The 17,880-nt window shown below is 64.7% G+C and carries 25 protein-coding genes; 11 read left to right on the plus strand and 14 right to left on the minus strand.

Going from position 1 to position 17,880, the window contains the following annotated elements; all coding sequences use genetic code 11:
* Nucleotides 1-24: 24 nt before the first annotated feature.
* The 6 genes from CP557_RS13025 (at nucleotide 25) to CP557_RS13050 (ending at nucleotide 6,827) form a co-directional block, all read left to right on the plus strand.
* Nucleotides 25-1,854, plus strand: coding sequence for a type II/IV secretion system ATPase subunit (locus tag CP557_RS13025; RefSeq protein WP_097380300.1), 1,830 nt, complete (start codon nucleotides 25-27; stop codon nucleotides 1,852-1,854).
* Nucleotides 1,854-3,932: a type II secretion system F family protein gene (locus CP557_RS13030; protein WP_097380301.1), complete on the plus strand. Its 2,079-nt coding sequence runs from the start codon at nucleotides 1,854-1,856 to the stop codon at nucleotides 3,930-3,932. The genes CP557_RS13025 and CP557_RS13030 overlap by 1 nt, the downstream gene beginning before the upstream one ends.
* Before the next feature lie 207 nt (nucleotides 3,933-4,139).
* Nucleotides 4,140-4,613, plus strand: coding sequence for a 30S ribosomal protein S15 (locus CP557_RS13035; protein WP_097380302.1), 474 nt, complete (start codon nucleotides 4,140-4,142; stop codon nucleotides 4,611-4,613).
* Between the two features lie 6 nt (nucleotides 4,614-4,619).
* Nucleotides 4,620-5,891 carry an exonuclease gene (locus CP557_RS13040; protein WP_097380303.1) on the plus strand — a complete coding sequence of 424 codons (1,272 nt, stop codon included), beginning with the start codon at nucleotides 4,620-4,622 and terminating at the stop codon, nucleotides 5,889-5,891.
* Entirely contained in the window at nucleotides 5,888-6,196 is a 309-nt protein-coding gene (locus tag CP557_RS13045) for a KEOPS complex subunit Pcc1 (RefSeq protein ID WP_097380304.1), read from the plus strand. Before CP557_RS13040 ends, CP557_RS13045 begins: the two co-directional genes overlap by 4 nt.
* Entirely contained in the window at nucleotides 6,189-6,827 is a 639-nt protein-coding gene (locus CP557_RS13050; protein ID WP_097380305.1) for a 30S ribosomal protein S3ae, read from the plus strand. The genes CP557_RS13045 and CP557_RS13050 overlap by 8 nt, the downstream gene beginning before the upstream one ends.
* 99 nt (nucleotides 6,828-6,926) lie before the next feature.
* Here CP557_RS13050 and CP557_RS13055 read toward each other — a convergent pair whose 3' ends face one another.
* Nucleotides 6,927-7,679, minus strand: a complete 753-nt coding sequence (locus tag CP557_RS13055) for a DUF547 domain-containing protein (RefSeq protein ID WP_097380306.1) — start codon at nucleotides 7,677-7,679, stop codon at nucleotides 6,927-6,929.
* A 117-nt stretch (nucleotides 7,680-7,796) separates the two neighbouring features.
* Between CP557_RS13055 and CP557_RS13060 the strand changes: the two genes are divergently transcribed.
* Entirely contained in the window at nucleotides 7,797-8,816 is a 1,020-nt protein-coding gene (locus CP557_RS13060) for an AI-2E family transporter (protein ID WP_394340600.1), read from the plus strand.
* A gap of 58 nt (nucleotides 8,817-8,874) precedes the next feature.
* On the opposite strand, the gene CP557_RS13065 is transcribed toward CP557_RS13060, so the two are convergent.
* Entirely contained in the window at nucleotides 8,875-9,396 is a 522-nt protein-coding gene (locus tag CP557_RS13065) for a winged helix-turn-helix transcriptional regulator (RefSeq protein WP_097380308.1), read from the minus strand.
* Between the two features lie 348 nt (nucleotides 9,397-9,744).
* Here CP557_RS13065 and CP557_RS13070 point away from each other — a divergent pair, with 348 nt between their 5' ends.
* Entirely contained in the window at nucleotides 9,745-10,323 is a 579-nt protein-coding gene (locus tag CP557_RS13070) for a YIP1 family protein (RefSeq protein WP_097380309.1), read from the plus strand.
* Nucleotides 10,324-10,519: 196 nt separating this feature from the next.
* On the opposite strand, the gene CP557_RS13075 is transcribed toward CP557_RS13070, so the two are convergent.
* Complete coding sequence (locus CP557_RS13075; RefSeq protein ID WP_097380310.1) at nucleotides 10,520-10,918, minus strand: winged helix-turn-helix domain-containing protein; 399 nt, start codon at nucleotides 10,916-10,918, stop codon at nucleotides 10,520-10,522.
* 248 nt (nucleotides 10,919-11,166) lie between these two features.
* Between CP557_RS13075 and CP557_RS13080 the strand changes: the two genes are divergently transcribed.
* Nucleotides 11,167-11,826 (plus strand): helix-turn-helix domain-containing protein, encoded by a 660-nt coding sequence (locus CP557_RS13080; RefSeq protein WP_097380311.1) that lies wholly within the window; start codon nucleotides 11,167-11,169, stop codon nucleotides 11,824-11,826.
* 178 nt (nucleotides 11,827-12,004) lie between these two features.
* Nucleotides 12,005-12,154, plus strand: coding sequence for a DUF7560 family zinc ribbon protein (locus CP557_RS13085; protein ID WP_097380312.1), 150 nt, complete (start codon nucleotides 12,005-12,007; stop codon nucleotides 12,152-12,154).
* A gap of 39 nt (nucleotides 12,155-12,193) precedes the next feature.
* On the opposite strand, the gene CP557_RS13090 is transcribed toward CP557_RS13085, so the two are convergent.
* From CP557_RS13090 to CP557_RS13140, 11 genes are all read right to left on the minus strand, one after another.
* A complete protein-coding gene (locus CP557_RS13090) occupies nucleotides 12,194-12,646 on the minus strand; it encodes a pyridoxamine 5'-phosphate oxidase family protein (protein WP_097381640.1) in 453 nt (150 codons plus the stop codon).
* A 101-nt stretch (nucleotides 12,647-12,747) separates the two neighbouring features.
* Nucleotides 12,748-13,149 carry a hypothetical protein gene (locus CP557_RS13095; protein WP_097380313.1) on the minus strand — a complete coding sequence of 134 codons (402 nt, stop codon included), beginning with the start codon at nucleotides 13,147-13,149 and terminating at the stop codon, nucleotides 12,748-12,750.
* Nucleotides 13,150-13,410, minus strand: a complete 261-nt coding sequence (locus tag CP557_RS13100; RefSeq protein ID WP_097381641.1) for a hypothetical protein — start codon at nucleotides 13,408-13,410, stop codon at nucleotides 13,150-13,152.
* 56 nt (nucleotides 13,411-13,466) lie between these two features.
* The gene (locus tag CP557_RS13105; RefSeq protein ID WP_097380314.1) at nucleotides 13,467-13,787 is read right to left on the minus strand and encodes an AzlD family protein; all 321 of its coding nucleotides are present in this window, start codon (nucleotides 13,785-13,787) and stop codon (nucleotides 13,467-13,469) included.
* A complete protein-coding gene (locus tag CP557_RS13110) occupies nucleotides 13,777-14,574 on the minus strand; it encodes an AzlC family ABC transporter permease (RefSeq protein WP_211290206.1) in 798 nt (265 codons plus the stop codon). The genes CP557_RS13105 and CP557_RS13110 overlap by 11 nt, the downstream gene beginning before the upstream one ends.
* An 86-nt stretch (nucleotides 14,575-14,660) precedes the next feature.
* Nucleotides 14,661-14,870: a hypothetical protein gene (locus tag CP557_RS13115; RefSeq protein ID WP_097380316.1), complete on the minus strand. Its 210-nt coding sequence runs from the start codon at nucleotides 14,868-14,870 to the stop codon at nucleotides 14,661-14,663.
* A 73-nt stretch (nucleotides 14,871-14,943) separates the two neighbouring features.
* On the minus strand, nucleotides 14,944-15,222 hold the full coding sequence (locus tag CP557_RS13120) for a ubiquitin-like small modifier protein 1 (protein WP_097380317.1): 279 nt from the start codon (nucleotides 15,220-15,222) through the stop codon (nucleotides 14,944-14,946).
* Between the two features lie 87 nt (nucleotides 15,223-15,309).
* Nucleotides 15,310-15,660: a hypothetical protein gene (locus CP557_RS13125; protein WP_097380318.1), complete on the minus strand. Its 351-nt coding sequence runs from the start codon at nucleotides 15,658-15,660 to the stop codon at nucleotides 15,310-15,312.
* Between the two features lie 90 nt (nucleotides 15,661-15,750).
* A complete protein-coding gene (locus tag CP557_RS13130; RefSeq protein WP_097380319.1) occupies nucleotides 15,751-16,236 on the minus strand; it encodes a hypothetical protein in 486 nt (161 codons plus the stop codon).
* A 164-nt stretch (nucleotides 16,237-16,400) separates the two neighbouring features.
* Nucleotides 16,401-16,787, minus strand: a complete 387-nt coding sequence (locus tag CP557_RS13135) for a hypothetical protein (RefSeq protein WP_097380320.1) — start codon at nucleotides 16,785-16,787, stop codon at nucleotides 16,401-16,403.
* A gap of 60 nt (nucleotides 16,788-16,847) precedes the next feature.
* Entirely contained in the window at nucleotides 16,848-17,276 is a 429-nt protein-coding gene (locus CP557_RS13140) for a UPF0146 family protein (RefSeq protein WP_211290207.1), read from the minus strand.
* 39 nt (nucleotides 17,277-17,315) lie between these two features.
* Here CP557_RS13140 and CP557_RS13145 point away from each other — a divergent pair, with 39 nt between their 5' ends.
* Nucleotides 17,316-17,837: an archaemetzincin family Zn-dependent metalloprotease gene (locus tag CP557_RS13145; RefSeq protein WP_097380321.1), complete on the plus strand. Its 522-nt coding sequence runs from the start codon at nucleotides 17,316-17,318 to the stop codon at nucleotides 17,835-17,837.
* The last annotated feature ends 43 nt before the right edge of the window (nucleotides 17,838-17,880 follow it).

Raw genomic sequence — 17,880 nt, forward strand, 5'->3', positions numbered from 1 at the left:
GACGTGTCAGGAAACTCCGCGTCAATGGACCAACCAGCACACACCGACTCGGTCGGAAACGATACGTCGCCCGCTGAGAGCGAGGCGGCCACTCGACCTCGGGACGAGGGGGCATCGGCGGCTGCTGGCGAGCCGGAGCCAGCCGCCGGGGACGGCGAGGGACCGTCGACGCTCGGCAGCGCCCGTCGGACGATCCGCCGTCTCGTCGAAACCCTCCGTGGATCGAGTCTCGATGTCCCCGACTACGATCCGAACGCCCACGGACCGCTGGTCACGGTCGACGATTCGGACGGCCTCGAGGAGGTCGACCGCTACTGGGTCGACGCGCCGTTTGCGTACGTCTCGATCGGCTACGATCACGAGGCGAACGAACACCGGTATCGTGCCGTCGAGCCCACGCTCCGGGAGGAGGAAGCGGTCCTGCTCGAGACGTTGTTCGACGACATCCGCGATCCCCTGTTGTACCGCGAACAGGACGGCGACGACATCGAAGGGCTGTTGCAGGAGACGATCCGTGACTCCCTCGAGCGCTACGGTGCCGAGGTCGAGACGGCGACGTTCTACCGACTGTTTTACTACATCTACCGGGATTTCCGGGGATACGGACCGCTCGGTCCGATCATGCACGATCCACACGTCGAAGACGTCTCCTGTGACGGCTACGACCTGCCGCTGTTCGTCTATCACGACGAGTATACCGACATCGAGACGACGGTCTCCTTCGAAAAAGCGGACCTCGACCGGTTCGTCGTCCGGCTCGCCCAACACTCGGGTCGGCACATCTCGATCGGCGACCCGATGGTCGAGACGACCCTCCCCGACGGCTCGCGGGCCGAACTGGCTCTCGGCGAGGAGGTGACGCCACGTGGCTCCGCGTTCACGATCCGGAAGTACGCCGACGACCCGTTCACGCCGATCGACCTCCTCGAGTACGGTACGTTCGACGTCGAGCAACTGGCCTACCTCTGGCTCGCGATCGAACACAACAAGAGCCTGATCTTCGCGGGCGGGACCGCGTCGGGGAAGACGACGAGCATGAACGCCGTCTCGATGTTCATCCCGCCGCGGTCGAAGGTGGTGACCATCGAGGACACCCGCGAACTCCAGCTTTCCCACGACAACTGGCTCTCCTCGCTTACGCGCGAGCGCCGCCACGAGGGCACGGACGTGACGATGTACGACCTGTTGCGCTCGGCCTTGCGCCACCGTCCCGAGTACATCGTAGTCGGCGAGGTCCGCGGCGAGGAAGCGATGACGCTCTTCCAGGCGATGAACACCGGCCACACCACCTACTCGACGATGCACGCCGATTCGGTGCAGACGGCCATCAATCGCCTGGAGAACGAGCCGATCAACGTCCCCCGATCGATGGTCCGGAGCCTCGATATCCTCTCGGTCCAGACGCTGACCCGCTCGGGCGACCAGCGCGTCCGCCGGAACAAGGTCCTCGCGGAAATCGAGGGGATCGACCAGCGAACCGGCGAACTCGACTACTCGACGGCATTCACCTGGGAGAGCGACACCGACACCTTCCGAAGTACCGGCAGTACCGTCCTCTCGGAGATCCGCGACGAACGAGGCTGGAGCCAGAAGGAACTGCTGACCGAACTCGGGAACCGCGAACGGTTCCTCGAGTACCTCCAGGCAAACGGCATCTCCGACTACCAGCGCTTTACCACTCTGGTCAACGAGTACTACAGCGATCCGGATCGCGTCCTCGAGACCATCGACGACGCCGATGCGGACGCCACTCGTACCGACGAGGCGCTCGACGCCCGGACGGGAGCGACCAGCGAGACCGAGTTCGGAGCCACGACCGATTCCCGAACGGACGAGACCGCACCTCGAGACTAATGCGCCCCGTGACCGTTGCCCCGCTGATAGTCGCTGCACTGCTGTGTGTTCCCCTCGCCGTCGCCAGGTACTCCGATCGCGTCGACCGACTCCTGTGTCGGATCGGGATCCGACTCTTCGGCGATTACGTCGACGTCGTGGTTGGCAATCGCTCGGGCAGACGGGCTGCGTTACGAGCCACACACGCCCCGACGACCGTTCGCCGATACGGGGCGACGACGCTTTTGAACGCCACGATCGCCGTGATCGTCGGCTCGATCGTCGGGCTCTACGCCATCTGGGGCCTCCTCGAACTGCTCTCGATCGACCCCGAAACCTTGCGGACGGCGCTGCCGACTCCCCTCGAGTTCCTGGCGACGCTCGGGGGCGTGCCGACGCTGCCGCCGGCCGAACTGGCCGTCCTGTTGTTCGGGTCCTCGCTGACACTCGGTGCGATCGCCGGCGGTGGGACCTACTGGTTCCGGTGGTGGTATCCGGGCTACGTCGCCGACGCCCGCGCTCGCCGGATCGAGGCGGGATTGCCCGCGACGGTCGCGTTCATGTACGCGCTCTCGAAAAGCGGCATGGCGTTCCCGGAGATCATCCGAATCATCGCCACACAGGAGGACACCTACGGTGAGGCCGCCACGGAGTTTTCGGTCGCCCTCCGGAGCATGGACACCTTCGGAACCGACGTCATCACCGCCCTCCAGACGATGGGCCGGCGCTCGCCGAGCCCGCAGTTCAGCGAGTTCACCGAGAACCTCGTCAGCGTCTTACAGAGCGGCCAGGGGCTCGGCGGCTTCCTCGAGCGCCAGTACCTGGACTACCGCGAGGAGGCCGAATCGCAGCAGGAAGGGATCCTCGAGTTGCTCGCGACGCTTGCGGAAGCCTACGTCACGGTGCTGGTCGCGGGACCGCTCTTCCTGATCACCGTCCTCGTCGTCATCGGCATCGCCGGTAGCGACACGATCGGACAGTTACGGCTCGTCGTCTACGTCCTCTTGCCGCTCGCCAATCTCGGCTTTATCGTCTATCTGAGCATGGTCACCGACAAACTCGATCCCAGCAGCGGGGTCGACGAGGACCCCGACGGTATCGACCCATCGTCGATCGACGGGGTTCGATCGACGGGGGGCGGTGGGAGCGGAACGGGGCCGGGCCCGCGCCCCCACCCCAACGTCGAACGGGTTCGATACTACCGCCGATTACAGGGCGTTCGCGAGCGGTTCGGCCACCCGATCCGGACACTTATCCAGCAGCCGTCGCTCACCCTCGCGATTACCGTCCCGATCGCACTCGCAGTCGTATTCAGCCGACTCTCCGCGGCGCTCGAGGACGGGTTCGACGCGGCGGCAGTCGACGATACCATCGCCGTCGGGACGTTCGGGGTCGTGACGGTCTTTGCGATCGCGTACGAACTCCACCGCCGCCGGCTCGAGCGAATCGAGGCTGCGGTCCCGGACCTGCTCGATCGCCTCGCCAGCGTCAACGAGGCCGGCCTATCGATCGTCTCGGCGATCGATCGGGTCCGTGACTCCGACCTGGGACCGCTCAGCGCAGAACTCGACCGCGTCTGGAACGACGTCGAGTGGGGTGCAGACCTCCAGACGGCGCTTCATAGGTTCGAGGCCCGCGTGGGAACGCGATCGATCGCCCGCGTCGTCACGCTGTTGACCGAGTCGATGAACGCCAGCGGGAACCTCGCGACGACGCTTCGGATCGCCGCACGCGGGGCGGCGGCGGATCGCCGGCTCAAGCGCGAACGCAGGCAAGCGATGCTCGAATACATGGTCGTCGTCTACGTCTCGTTTCTGGTCTTCCTCTTTATCATCGCAGTGCTGGCCGGCTATCTCCTCCCGAACCTCCCGACGGAAACAGTCGACGTCGGAGCCGGCTCGAGTATCGACGGGCTGGGCGGGTTCTCCGACGCCGATGCCGACGCCTACGCCACGTTGTTCTATCACGCGACGCTCGTTCAGGGGACGCTCTCGGGATTGATCGCCGGCCAGTTGAGTACCGGCGATATCAGAGCCGGAGCGAAACACGCCGCCGCCATGATCGCCCTCTCCGTAATTCTCTTCGCGATCCTCGTGTGAGACGGCCTCTCGGGCCGAGAGGGGTCCCGATGTAGAAACGCTTTAGTCCTCGACGGCGGAAGCGAGAGTGGGAAGCGCACGGCCGCAAATCCGACTGTGTCATCCGCGTTTCGGATGGCTTGGGATTGCGGAAGTGCACGGCGAGAGCCGAATACTGTCGTTCGACAGTGTGTCCACGCGCGGTCAGTGCGATTCCTATCCTCAACAATGGCACGAATGCACACCCGCCGTCGCGGCTCGTCCGGTTCGGACAAGCCGTCGGCAGACGAACCACCGGAGTGGAGCGACGTCGACCCCGAAGACATCGAAAACCGGGTCGTCGAACTAGCCGAACAGGGCCACGATCCCAGCCAGATCGGGATGAAGCTGCGTGACGAAGGCGTCACCGGCACGCCCGTTCCCGACGTCAAGCTGGCGACCGGCAAGAAGATCACCGAGATCCTCGAGGAAAACGACGCGCGAGCCGACATCCCCGAAGATCTCTGGAACCTGATGGAGCGTGCCGTGCGCCTGCGCGAGCACGTTCAGCAGAACCAGCAGGACCACCAGAACAAACGCGCCCTGCAAAACACCGAAGCGAAGGTCCGCCGTCTGGTCAAGTACTACCGCGGCGACGAGATCGAGCCGGACTTTACCTACACCCCCGAGCTCGCGAAAGAACTCGTCGAAGACGCCGAATAACGTCGTATGTCCACCGAGGGTCGAGTCGTCGAGCCGGCATCCGCCACGGGCGCACTCGAGAGCGCCGGCTTCGTCCGCGTGGTCGCCCGCGCGGACGGGGACGGGCTCGCAGCGAGCGGGCTCCTCGCGAGCGCCCTCGAGGCCGGCGAGACGCCGTTCCAGGTGACGGTCGGTCGGACGGTCGCGGAGCGCACCGAACGCGTTCGCGAACCGACTAGTCAGGACGAGGTGACGGTCGTCGTCGGGACCGCCGACGCGACCACCGCCGAGGACGACCGACTCCAGCTCGCGGCGACCGACCGCCCCGCGACCCTCGAGGCCGTCGACCTCGTCCGCGAACTCGGTTCGACCCCGGATCCGGTACTCGCGCTCGCCGGCGTCGTCGCCGGCGGGAGCGAACCCGGGGCGGGCGAGAGCGAGTGGCTCCTCGAGACCGCCCGCGAGCGTGGACTCCTCGAGCGACGACCGGGCGTCGCGGTACCGACCGCCGATCCGGTCGACGGCGTCGCCCACTCGACGCGTCTGTGCGCGCCGTGGTCGGGCGACCTCGACGCGACGCGCGAGGCGCTTTCGGACGCCGTCGACGGCGAGCCGGACGCGCTCGACGCGGACGATCATCGCGCGATCGGCTCGCTGGTCGCCCTCGACGCCGTCGGTGCCGGCGAGGCGACCGACGCCGCCGCGGAGACGATCGGGCGGGCGCTACGGCCGTACGCGACGCCCGAACACGCCTTCGCGACCGTCGGCGGCTTCGCCGACGTACTCGAGGCGCTGGCACGGACCCAACCCGGCACCGGAACGGCCCTCGCGATGGGACACGACGTCCACGAGCCCGCCCTCGAGGTCTGGCGCGAGTACGGACGCCGCGCTCACGACGCGCTCGCGGACGCATCGACCGGCCGCTACGACGGGCTGTTCGTCGTCGGCATCGACGACGGCCCCGTCGAAGCGATCGCGCGGGTTGTGGCGGCCTCCCGGTCGCCGGAACCGACCGTCCTCGTGGTCAGCGAGGGAGACGGTCCCTCGGGCGATCGGACGGGGTCCGATGGCGGCCGCGGCGAGGCGGCGATCGCGACGCGCGAGGCGACTCCCCTCGGCGCAACCCTCGAGGGCGTCGCCCGCGAACTCGCGGGGACGGAGTCGACGACGGACGGAGACGACGATCTCGAGGCCGCCGCTGGCGTCGAATACGACGTCGGCCACCGACGTGGCTACCTTCGATACGACTCCGACGTGGACGAATCGACGATCATCGCGACAGTGAGGGAGCGACTATGAGCCGGCGAGCGACGATTCGGACGGCACACGACGACGCGACACTCCTCGCGCGGGCGATCAGCCCGGACAACACCGACGAGATGACGACGACCGTCGAGCGGGACGACGCCGAAGGTCGGCTCGTCACGCGAATCGACCGCGAGACGACGAGCGGTCTCCAGTCGACGGTCGACGACTACGTCGTCAACCTCGAAGTCGCGATCGACATCGCGTCGCAGGCACGAGCCGTACAGGGCGACCAACCGACGGACACGGGACCTGTGTCCGATCACGATACCGACTCAGACACAACACACAATGAGTGAACGATCAGTTTCACGTGCGAAACAGGAAAAGCGGTGGTACACCGTCCTGGCACCCGAGCAGTTCGACCGCCAGGAACTCGGCGAAACCCCCGCTGACGAACCGGAGAAAGTCTACGGCCGAACGCTCGAAACGACGCTCGGCGAACTCAACAACAACGCAAGCGAGAACAACACCAAGCTGACCTTCAAGATCAACGACGTCGGCAGCGACAGCGCCTACACGGAGTTCGTGGAACACTCCCTGACCCGTGACTACCTGCGCTCGCTGGTCCGCCGCGGTGCCTCCAAGATCGAGGCCTACGTCACCGTCCTCACGACGGACGACTACCGCGTCCAGATCCAGCCCGTCGCCTTCACGACCAAGAAGGCCGACGCGAGCCAGGAGAAGGCCATCCGCGAACGGATGGTCCAGATGATCGAAGAGGCTGCCGAGGAGCGGTCCTTCGAGGAACTCATCGATAGCGTCGTCGAAGGTCGGCTCTCCTCTGGCATCTACGGCGAGGCCAAGACGATCTACCCGCTGCGCCGCGTCGAGATCCAGAAGGCCACCCTCGAGGCCCACCCCGAGGAAGTCGCCGAAGAGGAAGCGACCGCGGTCGACGTCGACGAAGAAGACGTCTCCGCGGACTGATCGCGACGGCGAGCGGACGGAATTTCGCTGGCGACGCTGTTTTGCCGACGTTTCGTCCGGTGAGAGCGCCGTCTCGTCGAACGACGGCACGCGACGGTATTAGTCGTGTGAGAAGTCGGCTCGAATGTCGTCGCCCTCCAGATCGACGTCGAGTTCCGCAGAGTTGTCGACCCGTTCGTACTCGAGCGACGGCCTCGTCTCGGCCGGCACGGCATTGTACTCCTGGAGAAAGCTAACGATGCCCCGCGTCCCGCCGAAATCACCGCGATACTGTCGGAACAGCCGCGGGACCGTCGCGGTATCGGCCTCGGGATCGTAGGTAACGTTCTCCTCCAGGAACCACTCGATCGCGATATCGAGTTCTTCGTCGACGTCACGTGGCGAGTAGACCGCGATCGGTGGGCAGTGTTCGGCCCCGTGACCCAGCGCGAAGTGAATCCGGGGATCACACTCCGCGAGGCGGAACTGTCGCTCGAACGACGAGGGGAACAGCCGGGGGAGATAGCCAAACCCCCACGGCTGTTTCGAGCTGCGGAGCAGCCCGTGCTCGATATCGTTGAGACTCAGCCAGACGCCACTCACCGGAATCTGATCGCGGGCGAAGAACTTCCACTGATCGAGGAGTCCGCCGTCGAACAGTTCCGGCTCCTCTTCCTCCAACAGGAGTTGTGCGTACGCGTTGTAGCAGTTGAGCCAGAACGCGAGCTTCCGCTCGCGATCGACGAGCGCCCGCTCTAGCTGTGACCGCTCGAGTGCCGCCAGGTGCTCTCGCAACGGATCGGCATCGCCCTCGGTCTTGACCGTATATAAGAGATCGGCCGACAGCGAGAGGGGATCGAGCTGAGTCGACATTCGGATAGTAGTTCACGAACCAAGCCCTTGAAGCCGTGTGACGGGTACACACGACAGTCCGGACTGGGGACAGGTTCAAGCCGTGGTTTTATGCGATCCAACACAAAAATAATGGTCGTGAATCTCAGCAAGGGGTTTCTCCTCGTCCTCGTGGCCCTCTTCGCGTACCTCTCGCTGTTGCTCGTGGTGCCGTTCGCCCAGTACGTTCTCGGGGCGATCCTCATCGCGTACGTTCTCTATCCGGTTCAGCAACGCCTCGAACGGCGAGTCCCACCGTCGATCGCCGCGATCGGGCTCGTTGCCCTCGCGGTCGCCGGCTTCGTCGTCCCGCTGATCGTCGTCGTTATCGCGGTTGCCAGCGACGCTCGGCGGCTCCTCGAGACCATCAACACCGACTCGCTGGAGCTGAGCGAACTCGAGCGTACGATCGAAGAACAGACCGGCCAACGCGTCGATCTCCCCTCGGCGCTCGTCGACGCCGCACAGAACGTCGGCACGGTAGCCCTCGAGCGATCGACCGAGTGGTTCAGCACGGTGACACACGTGTTGATCGGGGTCGGCCTCGCGGTCTTTCTGCTCTACTACCTGCTCAAAGACGGCAGCGATCTGCTGGCCTGGGTGCGGGAGCTGACGCCGCTTCCGGACGACGTCCAGGACGATTTTTACCAGCGCCTCGACGAGGTCATGTGGGCCGTCCTCGCGGGTCACGTCCTGATCGCGATCATACAGGGGAGCATCGCCGGGCTCGGACTCCTCGCGACCGGGATCCCCAACGCCGCGTTCTGGACTGTCATCATGATCGTCCTCTCGTTGATCCCCCTCGTGGGGTCGTTCCTGATCTGGGGACCGGCGGTGATCTTTCTGTTCCTGACCGGTGAACTGCTACTTGCGGGGGCGCTGTTCGTGTACAGCGTGATCGTCGTCGGACTCTCCGACGATTACCTCCGGCCCCTCGTCGTCGATCGGTACGCAGAACTCAATCCTGCCGTCATCATCCTCGGCGTTCTCGGCGGCGTGTACGCCTTCGGCGTCATGGGTCTGTTCTACGGGCCCGTGGTCCTCGGCGCGTTGATGGCGACGCTCGACGTCGTGAACAACCACTACGACCGACTCGGGAACGATCCGAGAACGCAGTGACAGGTTCCGGCGCAAGCCCACGCCGTTCGGCGTGGAAGAAGTCGCGGACGGTGCCGCGTTACTCGGCGGTTCCCGCGAGCAACTCGTCGACGAGCCGCGTAAACCGATCGACGAGTCGATCGGGAACCGTCGGCGTCACCGTCGCCAGCAGCCGACCCGTCGCTTCGGGTGCCGCGAGTTCGAGGGTCACGCGGTTTCGCTCGTCGTAGCGTTTCTCCACGAGGTCGTGATCGACCAGTCGATCGAGGTGGTACTCGAGCGTGCTCCGGGCGATATCGAGGGCGGCGGCGATATCACCGGGTGCGGCCGGCTCGTGCTCGATCAGGTAGACGACGATCTCGCGGGCCGTTTCCCGACGGAACAACGCGAGTGCTGCTCGCTCCCACTCGTCGTACTCGGGCGGGTAGTAGTGAGTCCGGCCGTAGAACTCCTCGCGTACGAGCCGGTCGTCATCGAGCAGTCGACGGACGTGGTACTGGACCTGTCCCGGCGCGAAGTCGGATTCCCTGACGAGTTCGTTGAAATGGACGCCGGCGTTCGCGCCGATGCGGGCCTGAATTTGCTGTCGGGTATCGCTCATCGATAGTTCGTAACCTCGGAGAGGCGGACGTATTGGGACCTATCGCTGGCGGACATATAACGGGTCCCCCAGGTTCCCAACCCCCGAGAACCGACGGCGTGACCCGGGTCAGCGGCTCGTAGCTTTCACGTACCGTCAGAGACGGAGACCGTTGGAGCTCCGTCGCGGTCAGCGACTCGCGGTCGTCGCCTCGAGCGTCGGACAAAAATAGTAGACGGTTTGTCAGTTTCGGCTCCGATCGTCACGTCAGTCGGCGTTCCGATAGCCCATTTGTAATCATAATGAATAGTTCTTGCAAACGTTACAGGAATCCAGTATATTTTTAATGTCTTATTGTTATCCTGGCGTATGAATCTCTTACAACAGTGGAAAGGTGTCAGTAGTTACATGATCAACGACCCCGGGACGTTTTTCAGTCAATACAATGAAAAACACGGGGTCGGGTACCCGCTGCAGTTCCTGCTCGTTACATCCCTGGTGAGTATGCTCATCCCCGCACTGTTGTCCATACTGCTCAACCTCTCGTCGCCGGCTACTGCAGCGCTCGGCGCGCTGATCATCCTCGGCCTGGGTCTCGTGACGTGGCTTGGAGCCGTTATCGAGGCGTTGCTCGTCCATCTCGTGGCGATGGCGTTTGGCAAGCGTGACGTCGCGACGACCCTCGAGGCCTACGCCTTCCCAGCGATCGTCCGCCACGGACTGTGGTGGATTCCGATCGTCAACCTCGCGCTCGGGCTGTACGGCTGGTATCTGCAGATCAAAGCGCTTGCGGCGTTCCACGACCTCTCGACCGGTAAGGCCCTCGTGGCTGCGGTGATCGGAGCCCTGCTGTACGTCCCCGCACTCATCGTCGTCGCCGCAGTCATCGCCACGTTCGTCTTCGAACTCGGTAGCAGTACAGGCGTGGGCGCGGGTGCGGGCGTTTGAGGTCGGTCTCCGAGTACCCAGCGGGAAATCCGAATCAAGCGGCACAACGTCCCTATCGCGTCTCGAGTCCGGCGTCGGACTCGAATCGAGCGGAAAACGAATCAGCGGCAATCGGAGGTCTCGTCGGCTCCGAGACCGGAAACGGAATCACCTGAGCGGATCGGCGAGCAACGTTCGGCTGCGAACGCAGCCTCGATCAGTCACCGGCGATTGGGGCGGTCGACGCCGATTCGGTGTCGGGCTCCGGGCTCGTCATCTCGATCTCGATCCCGCCCCCATCGGCGATGGAGACGAGCACGTCGTCGAAGTTCTTGCGGTACTCGGTCGCGTGCTTGCCGGAGGTGTTGATCCGAACCTTCTCTTCGACCAGGTCGGCCTCCGTCAGCTTCTCGACTTTCCGGTATGCCGTCGACATCGGGATCTCACACTGCTCGGAGAGTTCCGTCGCGGTCAGCGACTCTCCGGACGTCGCCTCGAGGATGGCGCGACAGGCGTCGTCGTCCAGCGCGGCGAGAACGGCCTGCGGGTCGATGGGGTCGTCGGTCTGCCAGCCTCGCGTCCGACCGTCGCTCACGTCAGGGTTCGTCGTGGGCATCTTGTATTCCCTACTACCGACCCTGCCCCCTCCAAATAACGCCCAATAAATACAGGGTCCATTATATGGGGGTGCGTATACCGGCCCGGTACCGTCCAGCGGGGAATCGACCCGGGCAGACGGGAGGCGACGCTTCCGTTGCAGGGGCGGATCGATCCCCTGATGCGATTCGAGGCCACAGTCAGCATGTGAGGGGGTGGCTCCCCGTAGACACAGGGTTTAGGGTCCGGCCCTCACAACGGTAGCGTATGGTTTCGGGGATTCGTGCGGAGGTGAAAATCGACGACCCGCCCGACTGCGTCGTCGGACAGGCCTCCGCCGAGACGAACGGACGGGTCCACTCGGTTTCGAGGAGTACCAGTCCATCCACGCCCGAGCGCGTTACCGAGGAGTTCCTGCTCGAGGCCGAGACCTATCCCGACGAGTTCGACGTCGATGTGGAGCTCTCGGCGATCTTTTCCTACGGCTCGAGCACGGTCTACCGGTTCGAGCGCGAACTCGGCCGCGGTTGTCCCTGCGAGTGTATCGAGGAACACGATTGTCCGGTCGTCGACGTCCGCACGCAGGGGGCGGCGCTCTACCTGACCTTCCACGCGCCGGATATGCACGGCCTCCAGGCGATCATCGGCGAGTTGCGGGATCGCTACGCGAACCTCGACGTCCAGCGGCTGCTCCAGTCCCAACAGGACCACGACGAACGAAACCTCGTCTTCGTCGACCGAAGCATGCTGACGGACCGCCAGACCGAAGTCCTGGAGACGGCCCACCGGATGGGCTACTTCGAGCACCCCAAGCGCGCCAACGCCGGCGAGGTCGCCGACGAACTCGATATTACCGGCACGACGTTCACCGAGCACCTCGCTGCGGCCCAGACGAAGCTTCTCGACGCCATCCTCGATCACGAATAGTCGAGCCGACCTGCGGGCTCGAGGACAGGGGGTGACCGGGCTGTGGAAGGAGCGCTGACTCGAGCCGTATGAACGTATCGGAACCTACAGGACGGCGGTACTGAACCGCAACCCTATATATACTGGACGTGCAGCTATACGGTAGACAACCGACGGTTGACACGGCTCATCCCCTGACATGAGTAGATACGAGTTTACGTGCCCGGAATGCGGGCAGGAGATCGAAGTCAACGAATCGATGCGCGAGGCCACGCTGGCGCATGGCTGTCCGGTCTGTGGCTCGTCGGTTACGTCCTCGGCGTTCGCCACCGAACAACAAACGAAGTGACTCCCTCGCCATCGAGTCTCCGCGTCCGACCGTCCCGTCTCACTCCTCGCGATCGATTTCGGTTCGCCGCCCGTTGAGTGATGCCGGTGTGAGTCGGTACAGTTCGATGTTCAGTGCCTCTTTTCCCTCGGCCCAGATCTCGAACAGCGGCCGTTTCGTATCCCCATACTGGGCGATCTGGCCCGCCGTCAGCTCCGACGGCTCGATGCTCTCGAGTGAGCCCGTGGCGATGACGCTCCGGTACGTCGAGCCGGCATCGTCGTAAACGACGAGCCGCGCCTGTGGCGTGGACTCGAGGAACTGGCGCTTCTCGCTGTCGGGCGTCGACACCATCCGCATGTAAAACACTCGGTCGTCGTCGTCGTAGCCGTACGAGATCGGAATCGCATAGGGGTCGTCCGTCCGCGCGAGCGACAACACCCCAGTCTCGTGACGACTGAGGAAGTCGTCGATCTCCGCATCCGTCATCTCGGTTTCCTGGTCGATAGCCATCGTCTGGGTGGTTTGCCAAAGGAGAATCATGATCTTTATAGTTGCCATCGACCGCGAGAAGCGCGGGACGGTGAGTTGGACGCTCCGGCCCGCCCGTCGAGTTACTCGAGTCCGCTCTCCGTACCGCCACCGGCGGGGTCGTCGCCGTTCGTCCCGATTATTACGGGCTCTCGGATCTCGAGTGCGCTTTCGAACTCGGCTTCGCGGTCCGTTCGCCGACCGATCCGTTTCAGCTGCTCCTCGTGTGCGCGCCGGATGGCCGACAGTTCCCGGTCAGTGACGTCGATCCCGTCGCCGATCTCGTCCCAGTGGCCCCAGTCGACGAGGAAGACCTCGACCTCGTCGTCCGCGTAGAGCCGCTCGTACTCCCGGCGATACCGCTCTATCGCCGACTCCAACGCGACCTGTGCGCGCTCGATCAGGTCGGGCAGCTTGGTCGGTGCCACGCTCGCCTTGGCGGCGGTAAGCACGAGCACTTGCCCCTCGATCGGCTCGCCCGCCATCTACCCACCTGCACGCATCGCCTTCTGTGCGAACCGCTCGACGAGCGGGTCGAGCGTCTCCTCTTCCCCCTCGAAGACGATCGTCACCTCGGTCAGTTGCAACGACGGACCGATATCGACTGTCGCCGAGGAGAACGTCGCCGTCCAGTCGTCGCCTTCGACGGTGTCCTCGGCGACCTGTTCCCCGCCCAGATTCGTCAAATAACGGATCACGAGCCGTTCGGAGATGCCCCGAAAAGACCGACTGATACGGGTTGCCATACCGGCGATTCGATCGCCGGACGGATAAATTCGCGTTCGTCGGTAATCGGTCGGCCTCATAGCAGCGTCCGAAACAGGACCACGGCCCCGACGCCGCCACACAGCGACAGCAGGATGTTCTCCGTTCGCCACATGACGAGCAAGACGACGCCGGCCCCACCCCATTCCGCCGGGCCGCCGGCGGCCAGTTCCGGTCCGAGGATCGCGATCACGATCGCTCCCGGCAGGACCGACAGCCCCGCCTCGAGTCGCTCGCTCACCTCGATCCGGCGGAGGAACCAGAAGCCGCCGACTTTCGTCGCTGCCGTCACGAGTGCCATCGCGAGGATCGCACCGACGATCAGAGGGTCGAGCGCGAGAGCCCCCTCACTGATCATAGCGGATCACCTCGACGGCGGCGGCCGCGAAGCCGCCAAGCAGGATGTACCACTGGCCCGGGACGACCGCCGCCGCGACGATGGCGGTCGCAAGCGCGACGAGCCACGGGACGAGCGTCGAACGCCCCTCCCAGAGTTCGGCCGCGAGCGCGACGAAGACCGCCGCGAGGACGAAGTCGATGCCGTATCGAGCCGGATCGCCGATCGCACCGCCGGCAGTCGCTCCGACGATCGTCGACGCGACCCAGAACACCCAGATCGCGATACCGGTCCCGAAGAGGAACCCGCCGCGCCCGCTGCCGGACGTGAGCTCGCGCATCGTCAGCGCCCAGTTCTCGTCGGCCATCAACAGGAGGCTCCCGTAGCTCCGGAGCGAAGAGAGTTCGTCGAGCCACGGACCCAGCGCCGCACCCATCAGGGAGTACCGCAGGTTGATCGCGAGCGTCGCGAGGACGATCGTCGCGACGGGGAGCGGGTCCGCCCAGAGCTCGACGGCGACGATCTGGGCGGCACCGGCCAAAACGGTCGCGCTCATCAGCGTCGCCTCCGCAACGCTCAGCCCGGCCCTGCGAGCGAGCACCCCGAAGGCGACGCCGTACCCGCCGACGCCGAGCGCGATCGGGAGACAGGTGAGGAATCCGGCACGGATCCCGTCCCACTCGAAGGTTACCGCCTCGCGGCCGGCGGCACCCGCCGTTGCCGGACGCTCGCGAGCCTGCTCGTCCGCCGGTTTCCCGGCGCGGCCGCCGTGGCCGCGATCGCCGTCGCTGCCGTCGGTTTCCGTCACGTTCGTCTCGAGTCGAACGAGGCCTAAAGCGCTCTCGAAATCGGCGCGGCTGCCACGGACGACGCGACCGCGAGCCGACGGGCAGGTCACGCACCGCAAACGAGCAGTGCCAGCGCGATGACCCCCGCGCCGAGACCGTACAGCGGACCGCTGACGACCGCGAGGGCGATCGCGAGCACGGCGATCACGATGCCGAGGAAGAGACAGAGCTGCTGGCCCAGCGTCCGATCGTCGTTGCGGTCGATGAGCAGATCGACCCCCACCTCGAGGACGAACTCGACGACTGTATCGAGCATAGTCGCGATTCTTTCCGGAACGTTGAAAATACTGGGGGAAGCGGGCGTTCGTCGTCGTGCTGATTCGGCCGCGTTATCCGCCCGCGACCGGCGGAAACACCGACACGACGTCGCCGGCGTTCAGTCGCGTCTCGGCACCCGCCATGTGCACCACGTTTCGGCCGTTTTTCAGTACGCTCAGCTGTGGTCGGATCGTCCCGTCCGCGAGCAATCGCCCCTCGAGCCCATCGTATTCGGACTCGAGCGCAGTGAGCACGTCGCCGACGGTAGCGTCGTCGTCGACCGTTCGCGTTCGCTCTTTCTCCCCGACGGCCTCACGGAAGGTCGCGAAAAACCGGAGATCGATTTCCATACGTCACAATCGTGTCCGGACGGCATAAGTCCAAGCGATAACGGGTCGATCCGTCCTATCAGGCGAGACCACACACTGGCACCGTACTCACGCCGTCGATGCCGCCGGCGACGACGTATACGAGACCGACTCGACGCCGGCCGCGCCCAGCGCGTCGTCGATCGCCGTCGCCCCGATCTCGGTCGCCTCGTCGGCGTCGTCGGCCACGACGGTGACCGTCACGGTAAACTCGAGCGTGATCGTGTACGGGTCAAACGGCGCGGTCGGGTGTTCGTACACCTCCGCGTCCGTGATTTCCCAGTCAGTGATCGTCCCGTCGACAGCGAGTGACTCGAGGGCGTCCGCGAGCGACGTCGTCGCCTCGTCACAGGCTGTCGTGTCGGATCCACCGTGAAGCGTAACGAGTGTCGTCCCCGCACGGGAGACAGTAAACTCCATACACCCCGTACTCAGCCACGGCAGTTGAACGCTTGGGAGGGCGACCACCGGCTGGTAGGATCGATCCGAGTCCGGAACGTCCCCGCTGGCTCACTCGATCCAGAACGAAACCCCGCGGTCCGACAGCAGCGACCGCATCCGCTCGACGCCGCCGTGGATGTCCCATCCGTCCTGCGTATAGTGTTTGTAGGGGTGGCGGAGCCACGAGTACTCACGGTGGGCAAACACCTCGACAGCCCCGCTGTCGGTCCGAAACAGGGTGACGTGTAGTTGCCACGTCGCCAGCGACGACTCGCGTCGAACCCAACTGCCCGCCGAGAGCCGCCCGTCGTCGTGAACTTTCAGGGCGGCGATCGGTTCCCTCTCGAACGCCATCGACTCGAGGGTCGACCTGACAGCGTCCAGCCCGCGCTTGAGGGTGCCGACGTACTCGTTTGGGTGTTGTCGACAGATCGCGTACCCGCCGAGGGGCTCCTTGATCCGGTGGAGCGCCGGCAGGACGCGACGACGCACGCGCGTCGTCAGATCGAGCGTGCTGGCCTCGGTCGTCGGAGACCCGTCGGTCGTCGTTGCCACGAACGGATCTCTCGAGTGCGACTACAAAAATGTTGTCCACCAACACATGTCGCCAGTCAATAATTCAGCTATTTATCCGAGCTGTTAACGGCTACCTGACGCTATTATGGCTATGTCGGACCGTATAGATTGCTTATGAAAACACAGCTGTCGATCGGGAGCCGCTACCGATCCTGCAATCGGATCCCGTCCTCGACGATTCGTGCGTTTCGCTCCCGATCGAGGTGCTCGCCGAGTTCGTCGTGTTCGTGAATCTGGGCGATCACGTCGGCGTACAGCGTTCGCCACGCGATCGCGTAGATCGGGGACTGTCCCCACGCCCGCAACTCGGGGACGAACGCGTCGTACGTCTCGTAGCGTTCCTCGAACCGTTCGATCACCTCGAGCACCTGCCCGGCTGCCTCGCGCTCGTCGTCGGCCGCCTCGAGGAGTCGATTGAGCTGGTCTTCCCAGCCCGCGACCGCTTTCTGCATGTCGGCGGCCGCGCTCTCGTCGTCGGCCGGTAGTCGATCGAGAATCGGTTCGGGAACGCCGAGGGAAAGTTCCTCCATACGACCCGATACGAATTGGACCGGCAAGAAGATGGCCCCGATCGATCGAGATCCCGTTCGCTACGAGACGCGACTCGGGCCGCGGTCGTCCGAGGGCGCTCGAGCGACGTACAGCGTCCCTTCGTCGACTGTCACTCGCTCGACGGGGACTGCCGGGCTGTCGCCACCGAGCGTCGTAAACAGGAAATCGGCGTCGGCATCGCGCGCCGCCTCGAGCGCCGGTCGATGGAGTTCCGGCGGGAGATTCCGTGCGTAGACGACGTCTGCATCCGCGTAGACCGACGGGTCGGGGTCGACGATATCGTCACGGACGAACGTCACCCCCTCCGGCACCGCTCGATCGTGAACGTCCGTCGCAGTCACCGAGACGCCCCTGGCGGCCAGCGCTCGGGCCAGTTCGGTTCGACGGCCGATCCCGATCTCGACGGCTCGCTCGTAGGCGGTGAGATGCGCAAGTATTGCATCCGGATTCCGGCGAGAGTGGGCCATGGCGGGACGTTTATGCCACCCGCGGCCATAGCCTTTGCCATGCTCGTCGATATCGTGCCGGTCGGCAACGTGCCCGCCGAGGTCAAGCGAGCGGCCTCCGCTGCGTTGCGATCGGTCTACGACTGCGACGTGTCGGTCAATGACTCGCAGTCGGTCCCTAACGGAGCCTACGACTCCGACCGGAACCAGTACTCCGCCGAAACGTTCATTCAACTGGCCGAACGGGTCGGCCGTGGCGAAAAAAACATCGCGATCACACCACAGGACCTCTTCTATCGCCGACGCAACTACGTCTTCGGGCTCGCTTACCTCGACGGCAGCGGCAGCGTCGTCTCCACCTACCGGCTCCAGACCTCCAGCGACGGCGGCTTCTCGAATCAAAGCGCCGCCGACATCTTTCAGGATCGCGTCCGCAAGGAGATCGTCCACGAGATCGGCCACACCTACGGCCTCGAGCACTGCGACAACAACCGCTGTGTGATGAACTTCTCGCCGACGGTCCGCGAGGTCGACATCAAAGAGGAGAACCTCTGTGGAAGCTGTCAGCGGCTGATTAGCTGACTGTCGGTATTCGTTCGCGCATCGCCACCCCGGCGACGTCTGC

It is taken from the genome of Natrinema ejinorense, from assembly GCF_002494345.1.
Taxonomy (GTDB): domain Archaea; phylum Halobacteriota; class Halobacteria; order Halobacteriales; family Natrialbaceae; genus Natrinema; species Natrinema longum.